The sequence below is a fragment of the Pseudomonas sp. UBA5568 genome, from assembly GCF_002425525.1.
Lineage (GTDB): Bacteria > Pseudomonadota > Gammaproteobacteria > Pseudomonadales > Pseudomonadaceae > Aquipseudomonas > Aquipseudomonas fulva.
Genome location: NZ_DIMK01000053.1, coordinates 57,749 through 83,254, shown reverse-complemented (window position 1 = coordinate 83,254; position 25,506 = coordinate 57,749). Strand labels below are relative to the sequence as shown.

Here is a 25,506-nt window from a genome sequence, read left to right as displayed (position 1 = left end):
GACACGGGTCGGCGTACCAAAGTTGCGTTGCGGTAACCCAGGGGGTTTCCGATACTGATGCCGATTTCGACCAACAAGAACATAAAACCGTGGAACCTGAGAATGAGCACTGCAATCAGTTCGACTGCTTATAACTACAAGGTCGTCCGCCAGTTCGCCATCATGACGGTGGTCTGGGGGATCATCGGCATGGGCCTGGGCGTCTTCATCGCCTCGCAGCTCGTGTGGCCTGAGCTCAACCTGGACCTGCCCTGGACCAGCTTCGGCCGCCTGCGCCCACTGCACACCAACCTGGTGATCTTCGCTTTTGGCGGCTGTGCACTGTTCGGCACCAGCTACTACGTGGTGCAGCGCACCTGCCAGGCCAGGCTGATCTCCGATCGCCTGGCGGCCTTCACCTTCTGGGGTTGGCAGGCCGTGATCGTCGGCGCCCTGGTCACGCTGCCCATGGGCTACACCACTACCAAGGAATACGCCGAACTGGAATGGCCGTTGGCAATTCTGCTGACCATTGTCTGGGTCGCCTACGGCGCGGTGTTCTTCGGCACCATCGTCAAGCGCAAGACCAAGCACATCTATGTCGGCAACTGGTTCTATGGGGCTTTCATCGTGGTCACTGCGATGCTGCACATCGTCAACCACATTTCGTTGCCGGTCAGCCTGTTCAAGTCGTACTCGGCCTATTCGGGCGCGACCGATGCCATGATCCAGTGGTGGTACGGCCACAACGCCGTCGGTTTCTTCCTGACCACGGGCTTCCTGGGCATGATGTACTACTTCGTGCCCAAGCAGGCCGAGCGGCCGATCTATTCGTACCGGCTGTCCATCGTGCATTTCTGGGCGCTGATCACCCTGTACATCTGGGCCGGCCCGCACCACCTGCACTACACCGCCCTCCCCGACTGGGCGCAGTCGCTGGGCATGGTGATGTCGATCATCCTGCTGGCCCCAAGCTGGGGTGGCATGATCAACGGCATGATGACCCTCTCCGGTGCCTGGCACAAACTGCGCACCGACCCGATCTTGCGCTTTCTGGTGGTGTCGCTGGCCTTCTACGGCATGTCCACCTTCGAAGGGCCGATGATGGCCATCAAGACGGTGAACTCGCTGTCGCACTACACCGACTGGACCATCGGCCATGTGCATGCCGGGGCCCTGGGCTGGGTCGCGATGATCTCCATCGGCGCCGTGTACCACATGATCCCGCGCCTGTACGGGCGTGAGCAGATGCACAGCATTGGCCTGATCAATGCCCACTTCTGGCTGGCGACCATCGGCACCGTGTTGTACATCGCCTCGATGTGGGTCAACGGCATCACCCAGGGCCTGATGTGGCGCGCCATCAATGCCGACGGCACCCTTACCTACTCGTTCGTCGAAGCCCTGCAGGCCAGCCATCCGGGCTACATCGTTCGCGCGCTGGGCGGCGCGTTCTTCGCCAGCGGCATGTTGCTGATGGCCTATAACGTGTTGCGCACCGTGCGCGCGGCCAACCCGGTAGAGGCTGAAGAAGCCGCCAAGATCGCTGTCGTGGGAGCGCACTGATGAAGCACGAAGCCGTAGAGAAGAACATCGGCCTGCTGGCCTTCTTCATGGTGATCGCCGTCAGCATTGGCGGGCTCACCCAGATCGTCCCGTTGTTCTTCCAGGACGTGACCAATCAGCCGGTCGAAGGCATGAAGCCGCGCACCGCACTGGAGCTTGAAGGCCGGGACATCTACATCCGCGAAGGGTGCGTGGGTTGTCATTCGCAGATGATCCGCCCATTCCGGGCAGAGACCGAGCGCTACGGCCATTACTCGGTCGCCGGCGAAAGCGTCTGGGACCACCCGTTCCTGTGGGGTTCGAAGCGCACCGGCCCGGACCTGGCCCGGGTCGGTGGGCGCTATTCCGATGACTGGCACCGCGCCCACCTGTACAACCCGCGCAACGTGGTGCCGGAATCGAAGATGCCCGCCTACCCATGGCTGGTGGAAAACACCCTCGATGGCAAGGACACCGCCCGTAAGCTCCAGGTGCTGCGCACCCTCGGGGTGCCCTACACCGATGCCGACATCGCCGGCGCTCGGGATGCGGTCAAGGGCAAGACCGAAATGGACGCCCTGGTGGCGTACCTGCAAGGCCTTGGCACCCTCATCAAGAGCAAACGGTGACGGCGATGGATATCGGAATGATTCGCGGCCTGGGCACCGTGGTGGTGCTGGTGGCCTTCATCGGCCTGGCGCTGTGGGTGTTCAGCCCGCGGCGCAAGAAAGACTTCGACGAAGCGACCCAACTCCCCTTTGCCGATGACCCCCAGGCCCGCCAACACGTCGAGCACGCACAAGAAAAGGCATCCGGGAGCAAAAAACAATGACAACGTTCTGGAGTGTGTACGTCACCGTTCTGACCCTGGGCACCATCCTCGCCCTGACCTGGCTGCTGCTGTCTACCCGCAAGGGTCAACGCGAGGAGACCACCAGCGAAACCGTCGGCCACGCGTTCGACGGTATCGAGGAGTACGACAACCCGCTGCCCAAGTGGTGGTTCTGGCTGTTCGTCGGCACCATTGTCTTCGCCCTGGGCTACCTGGCCCTGTACCCGGGCCTGGGCAACTGGAAAGGCATCCTGCCCGGCTACGCTTACCTGGATAACGACAAGCAGGCCGAGTTCTCGGACGGCCAGGCCGGCTGGAGCGGTGTACACGAATGGGAGAAGGAAATGGCCAAGGCCGACGCCCGGTTCGGGCCGATCTTCGCCAAGTTCGCGGCCATGCCCATCGAAGAGGTGGCTAAGGACCCACAAGCGCTGAAGATGGGCGGTCGCCTGTTCGCCTCCAACTGCTCGGTATGTCACGGTTCCGATGCCAAGGGTGCCTACGGTTTCCCCAACCTGACCGACAACGACTGGCGCTGGGGCGGCGAGCCGGAAACCATAAAAGCCTCGATCATGAACGGGCGCCACGGGGTCATGCCGGCGTGGGCCGAGGTGCTGGGCGAACAGGGCGTGGCCGATGTGGCCGCCTTCGTGCTCACCAACCTGGACGGTCGCCGTCTGCCGGAGGGCATTAATGCTGATCCGGCCAAGGGCAAGGTGATCTTCGCCAGCAGCTGCGTGGCCTGCCACGGGCCGGAGGGTAAGGGCACCCCGGCCATGGGCGCTCCGAATCTCACGCACCCCCAGGCGTTCATCTATGGGTCGAGCTTTGCACAGTTGCAGCAGACCATCCGCTACGGCCGCCAGGGGCAGATGCCGGCCCAGGCACAGTTGCAGGGCAACGACCGGGTGCATTTGCTGGCTGCTTATGTGTACAGCCTTTCGCACTCGCCGGAGGCAGGCGAGAAAGCCGAGTGAGGAAGTTTGGGGGTGGGCTGCTGGCAGCCAGGCCAGACGTAGGCCCAGCAACCGGGTTGTTCCAACAGGCGGGCAACAAATGCGTCACCGGCTGACCTGGATCAATTGACACTTCCCATATCACGTTTCACAAGATCAACCCAATGCGGCCAAAGGTCGCACCTTGGTCTGAACGTCTGCCAGGGGCGTATCATGGCCGCGCAGCGCTAGGCTCTGTGTGAAGAGTCTTGAGACGAAGGTCAGGCAAGGCGAAAACAGCCGAGGAAGCGGAGTTTACATGTTGTAAATGAGCATTCCGACCGGGCTGGCGATCCAGGCTGTTTTCAACGCAGCATCACTGAGTATCAAGGCTTTTCACACAGGGCCTAGCAGATTGCGCGAGACTGCGGCCGGCATGCACTGGCCGCGGCATTTCTCCACTGCCGTGGGACATGATGATGAGCAAGCATATACCGGTACATGATGTAACCCCGCCTGCCAAGACAGGAAAGGATTCCGTCGACCTCTACGCCTCGCGCGAAAAAATCTACACACGTGCCTTCACCGGCCTGTTCAGGCGCTTGCGCATGGTAGGTGGTGCGGTCTTGTTCTTGCTGTACTTCGGTACCGTCTGGCTGAACTGGGGCGGGCACCAGGCCGTGTGGTGGAACCTGCCAGAGCGCAAGTTCTACATCTTCGGCGCGACCATCTGGCCCCAGGACTTCATCCTGCTGTCGGGCATTCTGATCGTGGCGGCCTTCGGCCTGTTCTTCATCACCGTGTTCGCAGGCCGGGTCTGGTGCGGCTATACCTGCCCGCAAAGCGTGTGGACGTGGATCTACATGTGGTGCGAGAAGGTCACCGAAGGTGATCGCAACCAGCGAATGAAGTTGGACAAGGCGCCCATGAGCGCCAACAAGTTCGCCCGCAAGTTCGCCAAGCACAGCCTGTGGCTGCTGATCGGCTTCGTCACCGGCATGACCTTCGTCGGCTATTTCGCCCCCATCCGCGAGCTGGTGGTCGAGTTCTTCACGGGCCAGGCAGACGGCTGGGCCTACTTCTGGGTCGGTTTCTTCACCCTGGCCACCTATGGCAACGCCGGCTGGTTGCGCGAGCAGGTGTGCGTGTACATGTGCCCCTACGCGCGCTTCCAGAGCGTGATGTTCGACAAGGACACACTGATCGTGTCCTACGACCCGCGCCGTGGCGAGACCCGTGGGCCGCGTAAAAAAGACGTGGACTACAAGGCCAAGGGCCTGGGCGATTGCGTCGACTGCACCCTGTGCGTGCAGGTGTGCCCCACGGGCATCGACATCCGCGATGGCCTGCAGATCGAGTGCATCGGCTGCGCCGCGTGCATCGACGCCTGCGACAGCATCATGGACAAGATGCACTACCCCAGAGGGCTGATCAGCTATACCACCGAGCACAACCTGTCCGGGCAGAAGACCCACCTGCTGCGCCCTCGCCTGATCGGCTACGCCGTGGTGCTGCTGGTCATGATCATCGCCCTGGCCAGCGCCTTTGCCACCCGCTCGCTGGTAGGCCTGGACGTGAGCAAGGACCGCGTCCTGTACCGGGAGAATGCGCAGGGGCGCATCGAAAACGTGTATAGCCTCAAGGTCATGAACAAGGACCAGCGCGACCACGTCTACGTGCTCGATGCCACCGGCCTGCCCGACCTGATGCTCGATGGCCAACGGGAAATCCGCGTGGCCGCCGGCGACATCGTCAGCCTCCCCGTGCAACTGTCGGTGGCCCCGGAAAAACTTCCCTCGACCACCAACGAAATCACCTTCATCCTCAAGAGCGCCGATGACAGCGACGCCCAGGTTGAAGCCAAGAGCCGTTTCATCGGCCCGCAGATTCGCTAAGAAGGATGAACACCATGCCTGCCACCGCCGCCAGCCCCTGGTACAAGCACCTCTGGCCCTGGATCATCATCGGCATCCTGACCACCTCGGTGTGCCTGAGCCTGACCATGGTCAGCATCGCCGTGCGCAACCCGGACAACCTGGTGAACGACAACTACTACGAGGCCGGCAAGGGCATCAACCGCTCCCTGGACAGGGAGCTGCTGGCTCAGCAACTGGCGCTCAAGGCCAGCGTCCACCTGGACGACCTGACCGGTGAGGTAGATGTGCGCCTGACCGGTAGCAGTGACCCGCAGACGCTGGAGCTGAACCTTATCTCCCCTACCCAGCCGGCCATGGACCGCCGGGTGCTGCTGAGCCGTGTCGAGCAGGGGCGCTATGTCGGCCAGCTGGAAGACAAGGTCAATGGCCGGCGCTTCGTCGAGCTGCTGGGCAGCGAAGGCGATCAGGTGTGGCGCCTGTTCGAAGAAGAGAAGGTCGAGCATGGTGTGATCCTGGAGTTGGGTGACGAGGCGCTACAAGGCGCTCAACACCTTTGATCGCGCTCGCGATCGACTTGTGCAAGGCAATGATGCGATGACCCAACCCATCCTCTGCTACCACTGCGCACTGCCCGTTCCCGCCAGTCGCGGGTTCACCGCCGTGGTCCTGGGGCAGCCCAGAGCCTTCTGCTGCCCAGGCTGCCAGGCTGTGGCCGAGTCGATCGTGGCCGGGGGCCTCGAGCACTACTACCAGCACCGCAGCGACAACAGCGCCAACCCGCAAGCCCTGCCCCGGCAGTTGCAAGACGAGTTGGCGCTGTACGACCGCAGCGATGTGCAGCAGCGATTCGTGCGGCACGAGGGCGAACTGGCCGAAACCACGCTGCTGGTCGAGGGCGTCAGTTGCGCCGCCTGCGGCTGGCTGATCGACAAGCACCTGCGCAACCTGCCGGGGGTGGCCGAGGCGCGCTTGAACCTGTCCAATCATCGGCTGCTGCTGAGCTGGGATGATCGGCAATTGCCGCTGTCGCAGGTGCTGGCGGCGCTGCGCCGGATTGGCTACGCCGCCCACCCCTATCAGCCGGACCAGGCGGCCGAGCAGTTGAACCGGGAAAACCGCAGTGCGTTGCGCAGGCTGGGGGTCGCAGGATTGCTGTGGTTCCAGGCGATGATGGCAACCATGGCCACCTGGCCGGAATTCAACATGGACCTGTCCGCCGAGTTGCACACAATCCTGCGCTGGGTGGCCCTGTTCCTCACCATTCCCATCGTCTTCTACAGCTGCGCGCCCTTTTTCAAGGGCGCAGCGCGTGACCTGCGCACCCGCCACCTGACCATGGACCTGTCCGTCTCGCTGGCCATCGCCCTGGCGTTCGGTGCCGGGATCTGGACGGCTGTCACCGGTAGCGGCGAGCTGTATTTCGACACTGTCGGCATGTTCGCCCTGTTCCTCCTGACCGGGCGCTACCTGGAACGGCGCGCCCGCGAACGCACGGCCGCCGCGACGGCGCAACTGGTCAACCTGTTGCCGGCATCCTGTCTGCGTGTCGATGCCCAGGGCCGCAGCGAGCGCATCCTGCTCAGTGAACTGCGTTGCGGGGACAGCGTGCAGGTGCTGCCGGGGTCGGTGATCCCGGCTGACGGTCGCATCGTGCAAGGGCGCTCGAGTGTCGATGAGTCGCTGCTGACCGGCGAATACCTGCCCCAACCTCGCCAGGAGGGTGATCGGGTCACAGGTGGCACGCTGAACGTGGAAAGCGCCCTGCAGGTGCAGGTGCAAGCCCTGGGCCAGGATTCGCGGTTGTCTGCCATCGTCCGCTTGCTCGAACGTGCCCAGACCGAAAAGCCACGCCTGGCCCAGATTGCCGACCGCGCCTCCCAGGTGTTCCTATTGTGCTCACTGCTCGCGGCCGCCGCGATTGGCGTGTGGTGGTGGCAGGTGGAGCCGCAACGGGCGTTCTGGATTGTGCTCGCCATGCTGGTTGCGACTTGCCCCTGCGCGCTGTCGCTGGCCACCCCGACCGCGTTGACGGCGGCGACAGGCACGTTGCACAAGCTGGGCCTGCTGGTTACACGCGGTCATGTGCTGGAGGGCCTGAATCAGATCGACACGGTGATTTTCGACAAGACCGGCACGCTGACCGAAGGGCGCCTGACCTTGCGCAGCATCAGGCCGCTGGGCCATGCAACGGCCGACACTTGCCTGGCCTGGGCCGCGGCCCTGGAAAACCGCTCCGAGCATCCCATCGCACGGGCCTTCGGCCAAGTGGCCACGCCGGCCGATGGTGTGCTGGCCGTGCCCGGGCTGGGCCTTGAGGGTGAGGTTGAAGGCCAACGCCTGCGCATCGGCCAGGNNTAGATACCCGAGCCACGGGGACAGTGGCTGCTGCTGGGCGACCGCCGCGGGCCGCTGGCCTGGTTCGGGCTGGACGATCGCCTGCGTGAAGACGCCCCTGCCCTGCTCGCGGCCTGCAAGGCGTTTGGCTGGCGTACGCTGCTGCTGTCCGGAGACAGCTCGCCGATGGTCGGCGAGGTGGCCGCGCAACTGGGCATCGACGAGGCCGCCGGCGGCCTTAGGCCCGATGACAAGCTAGCGCGGCTCAAGGCCCTGCAAGAGGCCGGGCACAAGGTGCTGATGCTGGGGGACGGGGTCAATGACGTGCCGGTGCTGGCGGCGGCAGACATCAGCATCGCCATGGGCAGTGCCACTGACCTGGCCAAGACCTGCGCCGACGCGGTGCTGCTTTCCAACCGGCTTCAGGCGCTGGTGCAGACGGCCTCGCTGGCGCGGCGCACGCGGCGCATCATCATCGAGAACCTGCTGTGGGCCAGCCTGTACAATGGCCTCATGTTGCCGTTCGCGGCCCTTGGCTGGATCACCCCGGTGTGGGCAGCGGTCGGCATGTCGGTCAGTTCACTGGTGGTAGTGCTCAACGCCCTGCGCCTGACCCGAATGCCTGCTGCGGCGCCTGCCCTGGCCCCGTCAGCACCTACCCTTGCGAGGAACCTGCCATGCCCGCCCTCTATGTGATGATTCCCGCAGCGCTGCTGCTGGTCGGCGTGGCCGTCTACATCTTCTTCTGGGCGGTGGACAGCGGCCAGTACGACGACCTGGAAAGCCCCGCTCACAGCATTCTCTTCGACGATCAGGATCCCCGTCACCAAGCCGCCGTCACGCCCGAACAAACGCCTGATAACCCTTCCGAGCCCCCGGCTCGTGGCTGACTTGCTACCCCTACTGGGCTCGGCGCTGGTGCTCGGCCTGCTCGGAGGCGGTCACTGCATGGGCATGTGCGGCGGCCTGATGGGCGCCCTGACTCTGGCCATACCCCCGGCGCAGCGCGGCCGTCGATTGCGGCTGCTGGTGGCTTACAACGTCGGGCGTGTGCTCAGCTACACGGCCGCGGGCCTGATGCTCGGCATGGCGGGCTGGGCGGTGGCCAACAGCCCTGCCGTGCTTGTTTTGCGCATCATGGCCGCCTTGCTGCTGATCGCCATGGGCCTGTACCTGGCCGGTTGGTGGAGCGGACTGACCCGCATCGAAGCCATGGGTCGCGGGCTGTGGCGGCACATCCAGCCGGTGGCGTCACGCCTGCTTCCGGTCTCGAGCCTGCCTCGCGCACTGCTGCTGGGCGCCTTGTGGGGCTGGCTGCCGTGCGGATTGGTGTACAGCACCTTGCTGTGGGCCGCCAGCCAAGGCAATGCATTGCACAGTGCAGCCCTGATGGCGGCATTCGGGCTCGGGACCTGGCCCGTGCTGCTGGCCACCGGGTTGGCGGCCGAGCGGGTAAACAGGTTGTTGAGACAACGCAGCGTGCGGGTGGCCGGCGGCATGCTCGTGGTGCTGTTCGGCGTATGGACACTGCCCGGCCCTCATCAACACTGGCTGATGGGCCACTGAGGCGAGCCAGGCGGCGCAGCGTATGGCTTATGGCCAGTAACCGGCCGTACCCACCGCGCATCGCTTGAGCTAGACCTAGCGCCCTCAGGCCGTTTAGCGCTTGATACAAATCAACACAGATTCCTACAGACATCCCTAGACTCCGGAACATTGCTGCTCTTTCCGGGGACCGCCCTCATGCTCGACGACCTACGTTGGGACACCGACCTGATCCGCCGCTACGATCTGGCCGGGCCACGCTACACCTCCTACCCAACCGCCGTGCAACTGCACAGCGAAGTGGGCTCGTTCGACCTGCTGCACGCCCTGCGCGAAAGCCGGCGGGCCGTGCGCCCGCTGTCGCTGTACGTGCATGTGCCGTTCTGCGCCAACATCTGCTACTACTGCGCATGCAACAAGGTCATCACCAAGGACCGGGCACGCGCTGCCCCCTACCTGCAACGCCTGGAACAGGAAATCCAGCTGGTGGCCTGCCACATGGACAGCAGGCAACGTGTGGAGCAGCTGCACTTCGGCGGCGGCACCCCGACCTTCCTGAGCCATGTAGAGCTGCGTCAGCTGATGGCCACGCTGCGCCAGCACTTCAGCCTGCTCGATGACGATTCGGGCGATTACGGCATCGAAATCGACCCGCGCGAGGCGGACTGGTCGACCATGGGCCTGCTGCGTGAGCTGGGCTTCAACCGCGTCAGCCTCGGCGTGCAGGACCTGGACCCGGCCGTGCAGCGTGCCGTCAACCGTCTGCAGAGCCTGGAGCAGACGCGCACCTTGATCGAGGCGGCTCGCACCCTGCAGTTTCGCTCGGTGAACCTGGACCTGATCTACGGGCTGCCGCGCCAGACGCCCGAAGGGTTCGCACGCACCGTTGAAGAAGTGATCCGCCTGCAGCCCGATCGCCTGTCAGTCTTCAACTACGCCCACCTGCCCGAACGGTTCATGCCGCAACGGCGCATCGAAGCCGGGGAGCTGCCCAGTGCAGCGGCCAAACTGGACATGTTGCACGCCACCATCGAGCAATTGACCGCTGCCGGCTACCGCTACATCGGCATGGACCACTTTGCCTTGCCCGATGACGAACTGGCCATTGCCCAGGAGGAAGGCACGCTCCAGCGTAACTTCCAGGGCTACACCACTCATGGGCACTGCGACCTGATCGGCCTGGGCGTGTCGGCGATCAGCCAAATCGGCGATTTGTACTGCCAGAACAGCAGCGACCTCACCACCTACCAGGACAGCCTCTCCAACGCCCAGCTCGCCACCCAGCGCGGCCTGCTGTGCACCCCCGACGACCGTCTGCGCCGGGCGGTCATCCAACAGCTGATCTGCCATTTCGAGCTGGACTTCGAGTCGATCGAACAGGCATTCGCCATCGATTTTCGTGGCTATTTCAATGACCTGTGGCCGGAGCTCTTGACCTTGCAGCGCGATGGCCTGATTCGCCTGGACGACAAGGGCATTCGGATTCTACCGGCCGGGCGACTGCTGGCCCGTTCGGTGTGCATGGTCTTCGATGCCTACCTGGCCCTGCACAATCGCCAACGGTTCTCCCGTGTGATCTGAGCGAGGCATTTGGCCGCACTCCATGCGTCCTGGCCATGCGGCTGCTGGCACACAGGCCATCGGGTGATGCGCAGCCGGGCATGGCAAGCCAGCCTACTGGTCGCGGCCACTGGCCTACACCCTATGTCGTGGGTTACCCTTACGACTTATGTGTGCTTTCCCACAAGGATCGAGTCAAATGTCCGAGCCAGTCAAACTGCGCCCACACAGCCAGGCCCATTGCAAGGATTGCAGCCTGGCCCCCCTGTGCCTGCCCCTTTCACTCAACCTGGAAGACATGGACGCACTGGACGAAATCGTCAAGCGAGGTCGCCCTCTCAAGAAAGGCGAGTTCCTGTTCCGCCAGGGGGATAATTTTGGCTCGGTCTATGCCGTACGCTCCGGCGCTCTGAAGACGTTCAGCCTGAGCGACAGCGGTGAAGAGCAGATCACCGGTTTCCACCTGCCCAGCGAACTGGTGGGCCTCTCCGGCATGGACACCGAGGCCTACCCGGTGTCGGCCCAGGCCCAGGAAACCACGTCGGTCTGCGAAATTCCGTTCGAGCGCCTGGATGAACTGTCGGTGCAATTGCCGCAGCTGCGTCGCCAGTTGATGCGCGTGATGAGCCGCGAAATTCGCGACGATCAGCAGATGATGCTGCTGCTCTCGAAGAAAACCGCCGATGAGCGCATCGCGACGTTCCTGGTCAACCTGTCGGCGCGCTTCCGCGCCCGTGGCTATTCGGCCAACCAGTTCCGCCTGAGCATGTCGCGCAACGAGATGGGCAACTACCTGGGGCTGGCGGTGGAAACCGTGTCGCGCGTGTTCACCCGCTTCCAGCAGAATGGCCTGCTGCGCGCCGAAGGCAAGGAGGTGCATATCCTCGACCCGATCCAGCTTTGCGCGCTGGCCGGTGGCGCAATGGAGGCCTGAGGGCGGCTTTAGCAGGTATACTGGGCCGTTCGTTTTCCCAGGATACCTGCAACAATGCACAGCGACGCCTTCGACCTCAAAGCCCTGATCCGCCCGGTAGTGGACTTTCCCAAGCCGGGTGTGATCTTCCGCGACATCACCCCACTGTTCCAGTCGCCGCGCGGGCTGCGCTATGTGGCCGATCAGTTCATCGAGCGTTATGTGGAGGCCGAATTCAGCCACATCGGCGCCATGGACGCGCGTGGTTTTCTGATCGGTTCGATCATCGCCCATCAACTGAACAAGCCCCTGATCCTGTTCCGCAAGCAAGGCAAGCTGCCCGCTGACGTGCTCAGCGAGGGGTACCAGACCGAGTACGGTGAAGCCTTCCTTGAAGTGCACGCCGACAGTCTGTGCGAGGGCGACTCGGTACTGATCTTCGACGACCTGATCGCCACCGGCGGTACGCTTCTGGCCGCCGCCAACCTGGTGCGCCGTACGGGTGCGCAGGTGTTCGAGGCGGCAGCCATCATCGACCTGCCCGAGCTGGACGGCTCGCGCCGTTTGCAAGCGGCGGGCGTACCGACCTTCTGCCTGACCGAGTTTTCCCTCAGCGAGCGTTGAGGGGTGACGCCTGGGCGGCGATGGGGTGCGGCGACACCAGGATCAGCTTCGCGGCGGAAATCCCGAGGTCACTGCACCGCAGGTCGTACCCTATCACTGCCTCAGAGCGAGATAGGGCGACGCCCTGCAAAGGCATGGGCCAGCGTGCCGCCATCTACCAACTCCAGCTCGCCGCCCAGGGGCACGCCATGGGCGATACGCGAGGCGACCAGACCCTTCTCAGCTAGCAACTGCGCAATGTAGTGCGCCGTGGCTTCACCTTCCACCGTGGGGTTGGTGGCAAGAATGACTTCGGTGAAGGTGCCCTGCTCCTGGATGCGTGCCATCAACTGTGGAATGCCGATCGCCTCCGGGCCCAGTCCGTCGAGCGGCGACAGATGCCCCTTGAGCACGAAGTAGCGGCCGCGATACCCGGCCTGCTCGACGGCATAGACATCCGTCGGGCCCTCGACCACGCACAGTTGCGTGTCGTCACGCCGTGGGTCGGCGCACTGCGGGCACAGGTCCTGTTCGGTCAGGGTGCGGCATTGGCGGCAATGTCCTACCCCTTCCATGGCCTGAGTCAGCGCCTGGGCGAGCCGCAGCCCCCCGCTGCGGTCACGCTCCAGCAATTGCAGGGCCATGCGCTGTGCCGTTTTCTGGCCAACGCCGGGCAAGATGCGCAAGCCGTCGATCAGCTGGCGGATGAGAGGACTGAAGCTCATGGGAAACGCCTGACAAGTCATTAAGAGGCGGTTTATACCCACCATGGGGTGTGGCGTCAAATCGGCACGGCGGCCATAAAAAAACCGCCGCTGTTACCAGCGACGGTTCGTGGGCGCGCAGGGGCTCAGAACGGCATCTTGAAGCCTGGCGGCAATTGCATGCCAGCCGTCATGCCGCCCATCTTTTCCTGGCTGCTCTGTTCGATCTTGCGCACGGCATCGTTCAGGGCTGCAGCGATCAGGTCTTCGAGCACTTCCTTGTCGTCTTCTTCGGTCGACATCAGGCTCTGGTCGATGCTCACGCGCTTGACGTCGTGGCGACCGGTCATCACCACGCTGACCAGACCACCGCCGGACTGGCCGGTGACTTCTGCGTTGGCCAGCTCTTCCTGCATTTTCTGCATCTTTTCCTGCATCTGCTGGGCCTGCTTCATCAGGCCGGCCATGCCACCTTTCATCATGGGGAATACCTCGATTGGGTCATGTGATGCGGCCGGGCACGGGGCTGGCCGCATGGTTATTCGTTATTGGCCCTGACTGGCCAGGGCCTCTACAGGCTCAATAGTATCGTGCCGCACCTTGGCGCCAAACAGCTTGATCATCTGCTGGATCAGCGGGTCGTGCTCGATCGACGCCTCGGCTTCATGCTGGCGCTCCAGGCGCTTGCGGGCTGCCGCCTGAGCTGGCGTTTCCTGTTCGGGCCGGATCAGCTCGATGCGCAGGTTCAAAGTACGCCCCAGGTGCTGGTTGAGCGCCTCGTTCAGGCGTCTTTGCTGGGTGGCGTTGAACAACGCGCCTTGGCCCGGGTCCAGGTGCAGGAGCCAGTCATCACCGTCGGCGGCGATCAACGTGCAGTTGGCCGCGATGTTGCCCGTCATACCAGAGACAGGCAACTGCGGGAACAATTCCAGCCATTGCAAGGCCAGCCCGGTCGCCGGCTTGGCAGCAGGCAGCGGCTCGGCGGCCGCCTGGGGCTGCTCCTGGACGTGTTCGGCCAGCTCGTCGAGGTAGCTGAAGCCCACCGGATCGCTTTCGCCAGCGTAGTAGTCTTCGTCGAGCGGCGGCTCGTCGTCGCGGTCCATGCCCACCGATGCATACGCACCCGGATCGAACGGAGGTACATCATCGTGGGTTGCAGCGGCCTGTTGGGCAGGAGCAGGGTTTGCAGCAACGGGGGCTGGAGCCGGCTGGGGCTCCTGCATGGCCGGTGCGGCAGGCGCTTCCCACGGCAGATCGATTACCGGCGCGACTGGCTCAGGCACCGAGATGGCCGTAATCTCCGCCTCGAGTTCGCGGTCACGCTCAGCTTCGGGTTCATGGTCTGCCGTTGCCGGCGCAGGCACCTCGATCACAGGCGCAGGCGTTGACGGCGCCGACGCAGCCGGCTCGCTTACCGGTTGGGCAACCGCTGCCGGGGGCGCCACCGGTTCGACGGAATCAGCTGTGGCCTGGCTGATCCCCACTGGCTTTAGCACCGGCCTCGGGGCTCCATCGGCATCGGCCGGGCGGAACGCCAGCATGCGCAGCAGTACCATCTCGAAACCACCACGCGGGTCGGGCGCCAAAGGCAAGTCGCGCCGCCCTATCAGGCCCATCTGGTAATAGAACTGCACGTCCTCGGCCGGCAATGCAGCGGCCAGGGCGAGCACGCGCTCCCGGTCACCCTGGCCGTTGTCCACGGCCTCGGGCAAGGCCTGGGCAATGGCCACACGGTGCAGCACGTTGAGCATTTCGGCCAGCACCCCGGCCCAGTCCGGGCCCTGCTCGGCCAGGTTGCGCACGGCTTCGAGCAGGGCGCGTGCATCCCCTTCGAGCAATGCCTGCAGCACCCCGTACACCTGGCCATGGTCCAGGCTGCCGAGCATGGCGCGCACATCGGCGGCCAGCACCTTGCCTTCACCGAAGGCGATGGCCTGGTCGGTCAAGCTCATGGCATCGCGCATCGAGCCGTCGGCCGCGCGGCCGAGCAACCACAGCGCATCGGCCTCGAACGGCACGTTTTCGGCCTCGAGCACGTGGCTCAGGTGCTCGACCACCCGCTCCGGGCTCATGTTCTTCAACGAGAACTGAAGGCAGCGCGAAAGGATGGTAGCCGGCAGTTTCTGCGGGTCGGTGGTGGCCAGGATGAACTTGACGTAGGGCGGTGGCTCTTCCAGCGTCTTGAGCAACGCGTTGAAGGAGTGGGTCGAGAGCATGTGCACTTCGTCGATCAGGTAGACCTTGAAGCGCCCACGGCTCGGCGCGTACTGGACATTGTCCAGCAGCTCGCGGGTATCCTCGACCTTGGTGCGGCTGGCGGCGTCGATCTCGATCAGGTCGACGAAACGCCCTTCATCGATTTCGCGGCAGACCGAGCAGGTCCCGCAGGGCGTGGAGGTGATACCGGTTTCGCAGTTCAGGCATTTGGCGATGATGCGCGCGATGGTAGTCTTGCCTACACCGCGCGTGCCGGTGAACAGGTAGGCATGGTGCAGGCGCTGGTTGTCCAGCGCGTTGATCAAGGCCTTGAGCACATGGGCCTGGCCGACCATTTCGCGAAACGAGCGCGGACGCCATTTACGTGCAAGAACCTGATAACTCATCGAAAAACCATCGTAGCCTGATCGAGCGGAAGATCGCTAATGCTAGCGGAGCGGGGGCAAAATTGCACTGCCTGACTGGCCGTGCGCGACGATGGACAGCGGATCATGGAGAACCTGCGGTGCGGACCCTGCTGGCTTTGTTTCTTTTCTGGTCGGCTCACAGCCTGGCTGAACAGCCGGTACTGCGCTTTTCGGTGGCCGAGAGCTGGAGCATGCCGCTGATTCGCATCGAGAACGGCCAGCCGGTCGAAGGCCTGCTGTTCGATGTCATGGAAGCAGCTGCCAAACAAGCCGGTGCCCGACCCGAATATCATGTGATGGCTCGAATGCGCCTCGAGGAGGCGATGAACCAGGGTGATATCGATGTACGTTGCTACGTCAGCGACCAGTGGTTGATGGCGCGGCCGAAGGACTTCATCTGGAGCGTGCCGCTGATTCACCAGCGCGATGTGCTGGTAGGCCGCCTGGGCGAAGGCGGCCCGATTTCGCCACAACGGCTGTCACCCCAGCCCATCGGCACCGTTCTGGGCTACACCTACACCACGCTTGAACCCTTGCTGGCGGCACACCGGCTTTACCGGGAAGACAGCCGCAGCCAGGAGCTGGCCTTGCAGAAGTTGCAAGCGGGACGGTACCGGTATGCCGTCAGCAACCAACTGTCACTGCGGTGGTTCAACCACCAGCGCCATGCGCAATTGCAGCCACTGGCGGTGCTGGACGAGCAGGACCTGGGCTGCCTGGTCCGCAACGACCCTGACATCCCCGCCCAAGCGCTGCTGCGCGCATTGGTGCGCATCAAGCAGAGTGGGGAGATGGAGCGCTTGCTGCAACGCTACGGCAGCACCGAAGAGCCCCCACCCACCGGGACGGGCACCTGATCCCTATAGCGCCAAGGCCGTCACGTACAACCCGATACCGAATACCATGTGGTTCACCAAGCTCTTGAAGCGCACGCCAGGGGCTGGGCGTGCGTGAAGCAAAAAAACCCATGCCCATGGCAGGCTGCATCAGGCACATGGGCGCCAGTACCGTACCTGCGCCCACGGCCAATGCCGGCCACAGGGTCGGCGCGCTCAGCCACGCGACGCCCGCCGTAGTGACCAGCAGCATCGCGAACGCCACGCCAATGGCGTAGTGCAGCGCCCAGCCCCACACCCGCTCGTGCTTGATGGGCGGGGCCTGCCGGATCGCCTGATGGCGCCAGTGCCCTTGCAGTGCATGCCCGGCCCAGCGACCTACCAAGGCGTAATCGAGCGTGGTGGCGCCCAGGCGCCTGGAGACCGCAGACCAGCCGTCCATGACCAGTGTGGCGCCAACGCCGATGCCCATTGCTGCAATCCACTGTTCGCTGTTGACCATGACGCTTCCTCTCATTTGACGTTGTTGAATACGCCGGGCAGCATGCAAGTTGAAGTCAACTTCAAGTCAAGGGCTTGTACATGGACATTGCCGATGTGGCGAGACGCACGGGCGTGCCGTCTTCCACGCTGCGTTACTACCAGAAGAACGGCCTGCTCACGGCGCGTGGCGAGCCAGGCCAACGCCGGCAGTTCTCGGCCGACGTGGCTGAAAGGCTCGCATTGATAGCGGTGGGCCAGGCCGCCGGTTTTTCGCTGGACGAGATCAGCACCCTGCTGGTGGACCTGAAGGTCGACCGGGCGCAGCTGCTGGCCAAGGCCGATGAGCTCGACAGCCAGATCAAGACATTGCAGGCCATGAGCAAGGGCTTACGCCATGCGGCTGAGTGCCCTGCGGCCGATCACCTGGCCTGCCCGCGGTTTCGCCGGTTGATGGCAGTGGCCTCAGCACGATCAGCACATCCGAATGTAGTGCGCCGTTTGAAAATGGCGACCCCTTCGGCAGGTAAACCTAGGCACTGAATAGGGCTAACGACATCCAGAATCGGATTCACCTGCATGCCCATGAGTGCAACGCTCAAGGCGTTTGTATTCACGTCTCGATGCACCGCGAGGCAGCATGGCATAATGATATTAATGATGGAGCGAAGCGCTGATCATTCAACATTCATTATCGACAAGGAAATCTCGATGCTGTCTCGCATCAAGCTGTTCGCTACTGTCATCAGTCTGGCTATCTTAACGGGCTGCGCCTCCGTACCCATGGAGAGCCCCGAAGCAGACGCCGCGCTAAAGACTTTTGCAGCACCGCCCGCCGACCAGGCCGGCCTCTATATCTACCGTGACAACTTCGTCGGTAAAGCCCTGAAGAAAATCGTCACTGTCGATGGCAAGATCGTGGGACAAACTGCAAACCGGGTCTACTTCTACCGCCTGGTTACCCCTGGCCCGCACAAGATCGGCACTGAGTCCGAATTCAGTGACAATGTCATCGATTTGATGGCGGTGGGCGGGAAGAATTACTACATCCGCCAATCGATCAAAGTTGGCGTTTTCGTAGGCGGTGCGAAGTTGGAGGTTGTGCCTGAAAGCGTGGGCCAGGCCCATCTGCAGAAGTGCACGTTGGCAAAATCACAGTAACCCCAGCGCCTGATGCTGCGTATGCGGTAGTGTGCGCAGCGTTATAGCCAGTGTTCGCAGTGCGGGCACTTACGAAAAAACGGCACAGTTTAGGTGACTGAGCGCTTGGCCTTGTAGAATTCAGGGCCTGAAATGGAGGCGGCCCCGCCAGCCACACCCCGGCACTCGATGTTCCCGCTATGGCTGCTCCCTTCCGGGCCTGACCAGGTTAACGGGTAATCAATGCGGGAGGACCGACAGGGCCACCACTACATGTCTCGCTGAACAGCGAGTGGCGCCATTGTACCGGTCCTGAGCCCAGATACAACCTCTGCGGCAGAAAAAGTCATCATTTCTCAATGACTTGTCTGGCTAGCGCGCGCCACACGGTCAAACACCCTAACCCGTCAGCGACCCCGGCCGCCAAGATGGACAAGTGCCGGCACTCACGCAACGGGTCAGCACAGCCCCTGGGTTTTCAGACCTCGATGCCCTGCTGGGCAAGAAACGCCACGAACGCCTCTTCATCGAGCACCTTCACGCCCAGCTCGCTGGCCTTGGCCAGCTTCGACCCGGCACCCGGCCCTGCCACCACGCAGTGGGTCTTGCCAGAAACCGACCCCGCCACTTTCGCACCCAGGCCTTCGAGCTTTTCCTTGGCGATGTCGCGGCTCATGCGTTCCAGGGAGCCGGTGAGCACCCAGGTCTGGCCCGCCAGAGGCAGCCCCTCGGCCACCTTCTTCTCGCTACGCCAGTGCATGCCGAAGGCCAGCAACTGCGCTTCGATGGCGTGGGCCAGTTGCTGGTTGGCTTCATCCCTGAAGAACGCGCGTACAGCCTCTGCCTGGCGCGTATTGAGCGCCTGGCGCAGGTCGATGCCATCCGCGGCGATGATCTTGTCCAGGCTGTCCAGGCGCGCCACCAGCTTCTGCGCGCCAGTCGGCCCTACCGAGGGGATGTCGAGCTTGGCGAGCAGGTCGGCCAGGGTGGTACTGGCGGCGAATTCGGCTGCCAGCTCGCCTTCGTCCTGCAACTGCATGCCGCTGTCCAGCAACTGGCGGATGACCTTCTGGTTGTGTTCGTCTTCAAAGAAGTTGTGAATCTCATGGGCCACTTCCAGGCCGATGTCCGGCAGGTAGGTGAGCACCTGCGGCAATGCCTGTTGCACGCGTGACAGGCTGCCCAGTGAGCGGGCCAGCACCTTGGCGGTTTCTTCACCGACATCGGGAATGCCCAGGGCATAGATGAAGCGGGCAAGGGTCGGCTGCTTGCTGGCGGCGATGGCTTCGAGCAGCTTGCGGCTCGACACTTCGGCAAAACCCTCGAGGCCTACGATTTGGTCGAACGCGAGCGTGTAAAGGTCGGCTGGTGAGGCAATCAGGCCCTCGTCCACCAACTGCTCCACGCTTTTCTCACCCAGCCCGTCGATGTCCATCGCCCGGCGCGACACATAGTGAATGATCGCCTGCTTGAGCTGCGCCCCACAGGCCAGGCGGCCGACGCAGCGGTACACGGCCCCTTCGCTGGTCACTTCCCTGCCCTTGCTGCGCTTGACCAGCTGGGTGCGCTCCACGTGGGAGCCGCACACAGGGCATTGGCTGGGCACCTGCACTTCACGCGCCCCTTCCGGGCGACGCTCCAGCACCACCTGCATCACCTGCGGAATCACATCACCTGCGCGGCGGATGATGACCGTATCGCCGATGCGCAGGCCCAGGCGTGCGATTTCGTCCATGTTGTGCAACGTGGCATTGGACACCGTGACACCGGCGACCTTTACCGGCTTCAGACGGGCGACCGGGGTAACCGCGCCCGTGCGCCCCACCTGGAACTCCACGTCCAGCACCTCGGTGAGCTCCTCCATCGCCGGGAACTTATGGGCGATGGCCCAGCGCGGCTCCCGGGCACGGAAACCCAGCTCACGTTGTGCGGCCAGGCTGTTGACCTTGAACACCACGCCGTCGATCTCGTAAGGCAGGCTGTTACGCCGTTCACCGATGTCGCGGTAATAGTCCAGGCATTGCTCGATGCCGGCCGCGTGCTTGAGCTCACGACTGATCGGCAATCCCCATGCCTTGAGTTGCTCCAGCGTGGCGATATGGCTGTCGGCCACAGGCGCGGACACCTGACCGACACCGTAGCAGCAGAATTCCAGCGGGCGACTGGCAGTGATCTTGGAGTCCAGCTGACGCAGGCTGCCTGCCGCAGCATTGCGCGGGTTGGCGAACGTCTTGCCGCCAATGTCGGCCTGGGACGCATTGAGCCGGTCGAAGCCGGCCTTGCTCATGAACACCTCGCCCCGCACTTCCAGCACCGCAGGCCAGCCTTGGCCGTGCAGCTTCAAGGGAATGTTGCGCACGGTGCGCACGTTGGCGCTGATGTCCTCGCCGGTGGTGCCGTCGCCTCGCGTGGCACCCTGCACCAGATGACCGTCACGGTAGAGCAGGCTGACCGCCAGGCCATCGAGCTTGGGCTCGCAGCTGAAATCCACCGCGTCTGGCTGGTCCAGCCCCTCCGTCACGCGGCGACCGAACTCGCGCAGGTCGGCTTCTTCGAAGGCATTGCCCAGGCTGAGCATGGGAACCTCATGACGAACCTGGCTGAATGCAGCAAGGGCCGCACCACCTACCCGCTGGGTGGGCGAATCGGGCGTGATCAAGTGGGGGTGCTCGGCCTCCAGCGCCTTGAGTTCGTTGAACAGCCGGTCGTACTCGGCGTCGGGCACGCTAGGTTCGTCCAGCACATAGTAGCGGTAGTTGTGCTGGTCGAGTTCGGCACGCAGTTCGTGGATGCGGGTTTCAGCGGTCATTTTTCAGCTTCTCTTGCAAAACGAAAGAGCAGCCTGCAGCGTCTGGAGGGCCAAGCCTGGTCATCGCCTTCTGCCTTAGGCAGCGAGCCCGCTTCACAGGTTNNAACCTGTGAAGCGGGCTCGCTTGCCGAAAGCCGATTCGATGAGCAAGAGGCCTGAGCCGACCAGCACGCCCCGAGGCTGCTCTTCGTCTGGATTTATCAGCGCTTCTGGGTCAGGGCGCGGCGCTCGAATTCCACGATGCGCTGGCGGTAGTGCTCGATGGTCTGCGCCGTCAACACGCTGCGCTGATCATCCTTGAGTTCACCGTTGAGCTCATGGGCCAGCTTGCGAGCGGCCGCCACCATCACGTCGAAGGCCTGCTTCGGATGGCGTGGGCCTGGCAGGCCGAGGAAGAAGCTCACCGCACGCGTGCTGAAATGGTCGATGTCATCCAGGTCGAAGATGCCCGGCTTGACGGCATTGGCCATGGAGAACAGCACTTCGCCGTGACCGGCCATGCTCTCGTGACGGTGGAAGATGTCCATCTCGCCGAACCGCAGGCCGCTCTCCAGAATGTTCTGCAGCAACGCCGGGCCTTTGAACCCGCCCTCGTCCCGGGAAATGACGCTGATCACCAGCACTTCCTCGGCCGGTGGCAGCTCCTTGACGCTGTTGTTGGCCGTTGCTGGGGATGGGCTACGGCCATTGTCCGCGGCGAAGTCGTCTTCCTCGTCGATCACGATATCCGCTTCGCGGGAAGGCGCGCTGAAGCCTGCGTCAACGCGTGGCGCTTCTGCAGCCGTCGGGCGTTTTGGCCACTTGCTGACCTTGGCGGGCTTGGGCTCACGCTCACGGTCGCGATCCGAGGCACTGAGCGACGGCAGATCACTTTCGTCCAGCTCAGGCTCCCTGTGGGTGTCGAGCACGCGGGGTGGGCCAAGTACTTCGGCGCCACCGCCTTCATCGTCCGCCGCATTGGCATAACTGCGGTCCAGACGGAATTTCAACTTGCCCTTGCCGCCGCGCATACGGCGCCAGCCGTCGAAAAGAATGCCGGCAATGACAATGATGCCGATAAGGATCAGCCACTCGCGCAGACCGATTTCCATGTAATCCCGTGCCTCTAATAAATATGCTGAAAACAAAGGCTTCAAAGGCCTTTAACACGTGGCGCCAAGCCTATGTTCTGACAGGCGTTTTACCCACGCAGAAAACGAGTGACATAAAGCTAGCACGACCAAAGACAACTTTACACCGTCTGTCTCACATGACAGGGGCATTTCAATGAAGATTGTGCCGTTTGACTACAGGTTTCACGCATCGACCATCGCCATTGCCGCCTCCACGTCCACGGCCACCAGGCGCGAACAGCCTGGCTCGTGCATCGTGACACCCATCAACTGGTCGGCCATTTCCATGGCGATCTTGTTGTGCGTGATGTAGATGAACTGCACGCTCTCACTCATTTCCTTCACCAGCCGGGCATACCGCCCGACGTTGGCATCGTCCAGCGGTGCGTCGACTTCATCGAGCATGCAGAACGGTGCGGGGTTCAACTTGAAGATGGCAAACACCAGCGCCAAGGCGGTCAGTGCTTTTTCGCCACCGGACAGCAGATGAATGGTGCTGTTCTTCTTGCCCGGTGGTCGCGCCATGATCGTCACCCCTGTATCGAGTAGATCTTCGCCCGTCAGTTCCAGATAAGCGCTGCCACCGCCGAAAACTTTTGGGAAAAGTGCCTGCAATCCGGCATTTATCTGATCAAAGGTATCTTTGAAGCGGTGGCGGGTTTCCTTGTCGATCTTGCGAATGACATTTTCGAGTGTGTCCAACGCTTCGACCAGGTCAGCATCCTGGGCATCGAGGTAGCGCTTGCGCTCGGACTGCTGTTCGTATTCCTCGATGGCGGCCAGGTTGATCGCGCCCAGCCGCTGGATACGGGCCTCCAGTTGCTCCAAAGCCTGCTCGGTGCCGGCCTCGCTAACGTCGGGCTCGACCGTGGCGAGAACACCCTGCAAGTCGTAACCGTCGGCAAGCAACTGCTCCTGCAACGTGGTACGCCGCACTTCCAGGCCCTGACATTCCAGACGCAGTTGTTCAAGTTGACCGCGCAGCAACTGGGCCTGCTGCTCGGCCTGGGTGCGGCGCTTTTCGGCATCGCGCAGTTCGCGGTCGGCCTCGTCCATCTGCAAGCGTGCCTGGCGCATTTCTTCGTCGACACCCATGCGGCGTTCCAGCAGCTCTTCGAGCTTGAGCCGCAGTTCCTCCAACGGCGCCTCCCCCTCCTCCAGGTTCAGGCTCAACTGCTCCTGTCGCTCGCTCAGACGGGCCGCCTGCAGTTCCAGGCGTTCCAGAGCCTGACGCGTGGAGTCATGCTGGGCGCGCAACGACCCCAGGCGCACCGCCAGTTGGTGGGCATGATCCTTGTGCTGCCTGGCTTCCTGGCGAATACGGTCCAGGCCCTCACGCAGCCGGTCGCGCTGGGCCAGCAGCACTTCGCGCTGGTCGGTGTCCTGGGCCATCAGTTCGAGGGCATCCTGCAACAGCAAGCGGGCTTCGCCCAGCTGCTCATGCTCAAGGGCGCGCTGCTCGTCGAGCTCCGCCAGCTCCTCTTCCAGACGGCGGCGGCGCAGCGCGACCTGTTCGGCGCGGGCACGGTTGGCTGACAAGCTGGCCTTGAGCTCGGCCTGCAAGCGGTTTTCTTCCTGGGCGCGACGGCGTACCTGCTCGCGCTGCGCTTCCAGGTGCTGCTGCTGTTCACGCAAAGTCTGCAACTGCTGTTCAAGCTGCTGCAAGGCGATGTGCTGCTCGCGCTGACTGTGCTCGAGTCGTTCGATTTCCTGACCGCGCGCCAGCACGCCGCTCTCACCGCTACCCCCGCGGCGCACACGCAGGCTGTTTCGAGAGACCCAGTAGCCATCGCGGCTGACCAGGCTCTGCCCTTCGCCCAACCCGGCACGCAAGGCCAGGGCCTCGGCCAGGTCTTCGACGGGCCTGACCTGGCCCAGCCATGGCGCCAGGTCAACAGGACCCTGCACCCTGTCTAGCAGGCTGCCGGAAGTCGCTGCCTGGCTGGCGCAAGCCGCGAGCAGCAGGCTTACATCGCCCTGCTGCAAGCCTGCCAGGTCCAACGGTGCAAAGTCGTCCACCAGCACCGCTTGCAAATCGGCGCCCAGCACGGTTTCCACCGCAAGCTCCCACCCGGGCTCCACGCGCAGCGCTTGTGCCAGGCGGGGGCAGTCTGCCAACCCCTGCCCCTGCAACCACTCGCCCACACCAGCGCCTGGGTCCAGGGCTGCCTGTTGCAGGGCTTCCAGCGATGCCAGGCGCCCGCCCAGGCGTTGCATATCGCCCTGGGCCTGCTGCTGAGCCAGCCCAGCCTCCTGCAGCGCCTGGCGCACCGTTTCCAGGCGCTCGATAACCTGCTCTTCCTCCTGTTGCAGTGCTTCGAGCGACAACTCGCTGCTGGCCAACTGTTCAACCTGCTCCAGCATGGCTGCGTCTTGCGGGTCTTCGCCCAACTGCGCCTGCTCGTCGGTGAGTTTGCGCTGACGCTCGGCCAGTCGCTCCAGGCCGCTTTCCAACTGCTGCAAGCGCGCCTGCTGCACCTCGGCCTGGCGACGCGGTTCAGCCGAGCGACTGTTGAAGGTGTCCCATTGCTCCTGCCACCCGTGCATGCCTGACTCGGCCTCTTCCAGCACGGCAGCGCTTTCTTCGGCAGCCTCCAGGGTCAGCGCCTGCTCGGGCTCAAGCATGGCCAGTTCTTCGCCCAGGGTTGCCAGCAGCGTACGGTCATGCCCCAGGTGCGATTCGGTTTCCTGGCGCGTGCGCTCGGCTTCCTTGAAATCGTCCTGCAATTGGCGCAGGCGTTGTTGGCCGTGCTGAATGCTCTGCTCGACCCGGGCGATGTCGCCGGCCACCGAGTAGAACCGGGCCTGCACCTGGTTGAAGCGCTCGGACAGCTCATGATGACCGTCACGCAGCCGCTCGATACTGGCATCGGCATTGCGCTGCTCGGCCACCAGTGCCTCGAAGGACACATCCTGGTTACCGATCACCGACTGGCGCTGACGAACCCGTTCATCCAGCTCGCGCCAGCGCAGCGCCGCCAGGCGTGCCTTGAGCTGGCGTTCCTGCGCCTTGTATTCACGGTACTTCTCGGCCGCCTGGGCCTGGCGGTGCAGGCGTTCGAGCTGGCGTTCCAGCTCCTCGCGAAGGTCGGTCAGGCGCGCCAGGTTCTCCTGGGTGCGGCGGATGCGGTTTTCGGTTTCGCGGCGACGCTCCTTGTATTTGGAGATACCGGCCGCTTCCTCGATGAAATTACGCAGTTCCTCGGGCTTGGCTTCGATCAGCTTGGAGATCATGCCCTGTTCGATGATCGAGTAGCTGCGTGGCCCAAGGCCGGTGCCCAGGAAAATATCGGTGATGTCCCGGCGCCTGCACTTGGTGCCGTTGAGGTAGTAGCTGTTCTGGCTGTCGCGGGTCACCTTGCGCCGAATCGAGATCTCGGCGTAGGCGGCATACTCGCCCACGAGCGTGGTTTCGCTGTTGTCGAACACCAGTTCGATGCTGGCCTGGCTGACTGGCTTGCGGCCGCTGGAGCCGTTGAAGATGACGTCGGTCATCGACTCGCCGCGCAGGTTCTTTGCCGAACTTTCGCCCATCACCCAGCGCACGGCGTCGATGATGTTGGACTTGCCACAGCCATTGGGGCCCACGACCGCCGCCATGTTGCTCGGGAAGTTGACGGTGGTGGGGTCGACGAATGACTTGAATCCCGCCAGGCGGATGCATTTGAGGCGCATCGA

The 25,506-nt window shown here is 63.4% G+C and carries 20 protein-coding genes, 1 other RNA gene and 2 pseudogenes; 15 read left to right on the top strand and 8 right to left on the bottom strand.

Annotated features, from left to right (window positions below; genetic code table 11):
• The first annotated feature begins 102 nt into the window (after positions 1–102).
• From ccoN to B2S33_RS17230, 12 genes and pseudogenes are all read left to right on the top strand, one after another.
• On the top strand, positions 103–1,545 hold the full coding sequence (gene ccoN, locus B2S33_RS17285; protein WP_111475185.1) for a cytochrome-c oxidase, cbb3-type subunit I: 1,443 nt from the start codon (positions 103–105) through the stop codon (positions 1,543–1,545).
• Complete coding sequence (gene ccoO / locus B2S33_RS17280; RefSeq protein ID WP_023535925.1) at positions 1,545–2,153, top strand: cytochrome-c oxidase, cbb3-type subunit II; 609 nt, start codon at positions 1,545–1,547, stop codon at positions 2,151–2,153. The genes ccoN and ccoO overlap by 1 nt, the downstream gene beginning before the upstream one ends.
• Before the next feature lie 5 nt (positions 2,154–2,158).
• Positions 2,159–2,356 (top strand): CcoQ/FixQ family Cbb3-type cytochrome c oxidase assembly chaperone, encoded by a 198-nt coding sequence (locus tag B2S33_RS17275; RefSeq protein ID WP_023535942.1) that lies wholly within the window; start codon positions 2,159–2,161, stop codon positions 2,354–2,356.
• Complete coding sequence (gene ccoP / locus B2S33_RS17270) at positions 2,353–3,333, top strand: cytochrome-c oxidase, cbb3-type subunit III (RefSeq protein WP_027916022.1); 981 nt, start codon at positions 2,353–2,355, stop codon at positions 3,331–3,333. Before B2S33_RS17275 ends, ccoP begins: the two co-directional genes overlap by 4 nt.
• A gap of 437 nt (positions 3,334–3,770) precedes the next feature.
• Positions 3,771–5,186, top strand: coding sequence for a cytochrome c oxidase accessory protein CcoG (ccoG, locus tag B2S33_RS17265; protein ID WP_027916021.1), 1,416 nt, complete (start codon positions 3,771–3,773; stop codon positions 5,184–5,186).
• A 14-nt stretch (positions 5,187–5,200) separates the two neighbouring features.
• The gene (locus tag B2S33_RS17260; RefSeq protein ID WP_028687959.1) at positions 5,201–5,725 is read left to right on the top strand and encodes a FixH family protein; all 525 of its coding nucleotides are present in this window, start codon (positions 5,201–5,203) and stop codon (positions 5,723–5,725) included.
• Positions 5,726–5,762: 37 nt separating this feature from the next.
• Positions 5,763–8,160: pseudogene (locus B2S33_RS17255) on the top strand (heavy metal translocating P-type ATPase); the annotation flags it as partial.
• Positions 8,161–8,179: 19 nt separating this feature from the next.
• Entirely contained in the window at positions 8,180–8,392 is a 213-nt protein-coding gene (gene ccoS / locus B2S33_RS17250; protein ID WP_028687961.1) for a cbb3-type cytochrome oxidase assembly protein CcoS, read from the top strand.
• Positions 8,385–9,068 carry a sulfite exporter TauE/SafE family protein gene (locus B2S33_RS17245; protein WP_027916017.1) on the top strand — a complete coding sequence of 228 codons (684 nt, stop codon included), beginning with the start codon at positions 8,385–8,387 and terminating at the stop codon, positions 9,066–9,068. The genes ccoS and B2S33_RS17245 overlap by 8 nt, the downstream gene beginning before the upstream one ends.
• Before the next feature lie 177 nt (positions 9,069–9,245).
• Positions 9,246–10,628 (top strand): oxygen-independent coproporphyrinogen III oxidase, encoded by a 1,383-nt coding sequence (gene hemN, locus B2S33_RS17240; protein WP_027916016.1) that lies wholly within the window; start codon positions 9,246–9,248, stop codon positions 10,626–10,628.
• 178 nt (positions 10,629–10,806) lie between these two features.
• Positions 10,807–11,541 carry a Crp/Fnr family transcriptional regulator FnrA gene (fnrA, locus tag B2S33_RS17235; protein WP_027916015.1) on the top strand — a complete coding sequence of 245 codons (735 nt, stop codon included), beginning with the start codon at positions 10,807–10,809 and terminating at the stop codon, positions 11,539–11,541.
• Between the two features lie 54 nt (positions 11,542–11,595).
• The gene (locus B2S33_RS17230; protein WP_023535921.1) at positions 11,596–12,144 is read left to right on the top strand and encodes an adenine phosphoribosyltransferase; all 549 of its coding nucleotides are present in this window, start codon (positions 11,596–11,598) and stop codon (positions 12,142–12,144) included.
• 101 nt (positions 12,145–12,245) lie between these two features.
• On the opposite strand, the gene recR is transcribed toward B2S33_RS17230, so the two are convergent.
• The 3 genes from recR to dnaX form a co-directional block, all read right to left on the bottom strand.
• The gene (gene recR, locus B2S33_RS17225) at positions 12,246–12,848 is read right to left on the bottom strand and encodes a recombination mediator RecR (RefSeq protein WP_023535938.1); all 603 of its coding nucleotides are present in this window, start codon (positions 12,846–12,848) and stop codon (positions 12,246–12,248) included.
• A gap of 125 nt (positions 12,849–12,973) precedes the next feature.
• The gene (locus B2S33_RS17220) at positions 12,974–13,309 is read right to left on the bottom strand and encodes a YbaB/EbfC family nucleoid-associated protein (protein ID WP_023535908.1); all 336 of its coding nucleotides are present in this window, start codon (positions 13,307–13,309) and stop codon (positions 12,974–12,976) included.
• A 63-nt stretch (positions 13,310–13,372) separates the two neighbouring features.
• Positions 13,373–15,430, bottom strand: coding sequence for a DNA polymerase III subunit gamma/tau (gene dnaX / locus B2S33_RS17215; protein ID WP_027916014.1), 2,058 nt, complete (start codon positions 15,428–15,430; stop codon positions 13,373–13,375).
• A gap of 119 nt (positions 15,431–15,549) precedes the next feature.
• Here dnaX and B2S33_RS17210 point away from each other — a divergent pair, with 119 nt between their 5' ends.
• Positions 15,550–16,308, top strand: a complete 759-nt coding sequence (locus B2S33_RS17210) for a substrate-binding periplasmic protein (RefSeq protein WP_028687962.1) — start codon at positions 15,550–15,552, stop codon at positions 16,306–16,308.
• 3 nt (positions 16,309–16,311) lie between these two features.
• Here the strand turns inward: B2S33_RS17210 and B2S33_RS17205 are convergent.
• Positions 16,312–16,789, bottom strand: a pseudogene (locus B2S33_RS17205) (DUF2938 domain-containing protein).
• A gap of 80 nt (positions 16,790–16,869) precedes the next feature.
• On the opposite strand from B2S33_RS17205, the gene B2S33_RS17200 reads away from it, so the two are divergent.
• Positions 16,870–17,310 (top strand): helix-turn-helix domain-containing protein, encoded by a 441-nt coding sequence (locus B2S33_RS17200; RefSeq protein WP_288650723.1) that lies wholly within the window; start codon positions 16,870–16,872, stop codon positions 17,308–17,310.
• 168 nt (positions 17,311–17,478) lie between these two features.
• Positions 17,479–17,928 (top strand): DUF2846 domain-containing protein, encoded by a 450-nt coding sequence (locus B2S33_RS17195; protein WP_028687964.1) that lies wholly within the window; start codon positions 17,479–17,481, stop codon positions 17,926–17,928.
• A 142-nt stretch (positions 17,929–18,070) separates the two neighbouring features.
• On the opposite strand, the gene ffs is transcribed toward B2S33_RS17195, so the two are convergent.
• The 4 genes from ffs to smc all read right to left on the bottom strand — a co-directional run bounded on the left by ffs (position 18,071) and on the right by smc (position 25,503).
• Positions 18,071–18,167: signal recognition particle sRNA small type (gene ffs / locus B2S33_RS17190), an RNA gene on the bottom strand.
• 218 nt (positions 18,168–18,385) lie between these two features.
• Positions 18,386–20,716, bottom strand: a complete 2,331-nt coding sequence (gene ligA / locus B2S33_RS17185; protein WP_288650721.1) for an NAD-dependent DNA ligase LigA — start codon at positions 20,714–20,716, stop codon at positions 18,386–18,388.
• A gap of 200 nt (positions 20,717–20,916) precedes the next feature.
• Positions 20,917–21,807: a cell division protein ZipA gene (zipA, locus tag B2S33_RS17180; protein WP_027916009.1), complete on the bottom strand. Its 891-nt coding sequence runs from the start codon at positions 21,805–21,807 to the stop codon at positions 20,917–20,919.
• Between the two features lie 204 nt (positions 21,808–22,011).
• Entirely contained in the window at positions 22,012–25,503 is a 3,492-nt protein-coding gene (smc, locus tag B2S33_RS17175) for a chromosome segregation protein SMC (protein WP_110607432.1), read from the bottom strand.
• Positions 25,504–25,506 lie beyond the last annotated feature (3 nt).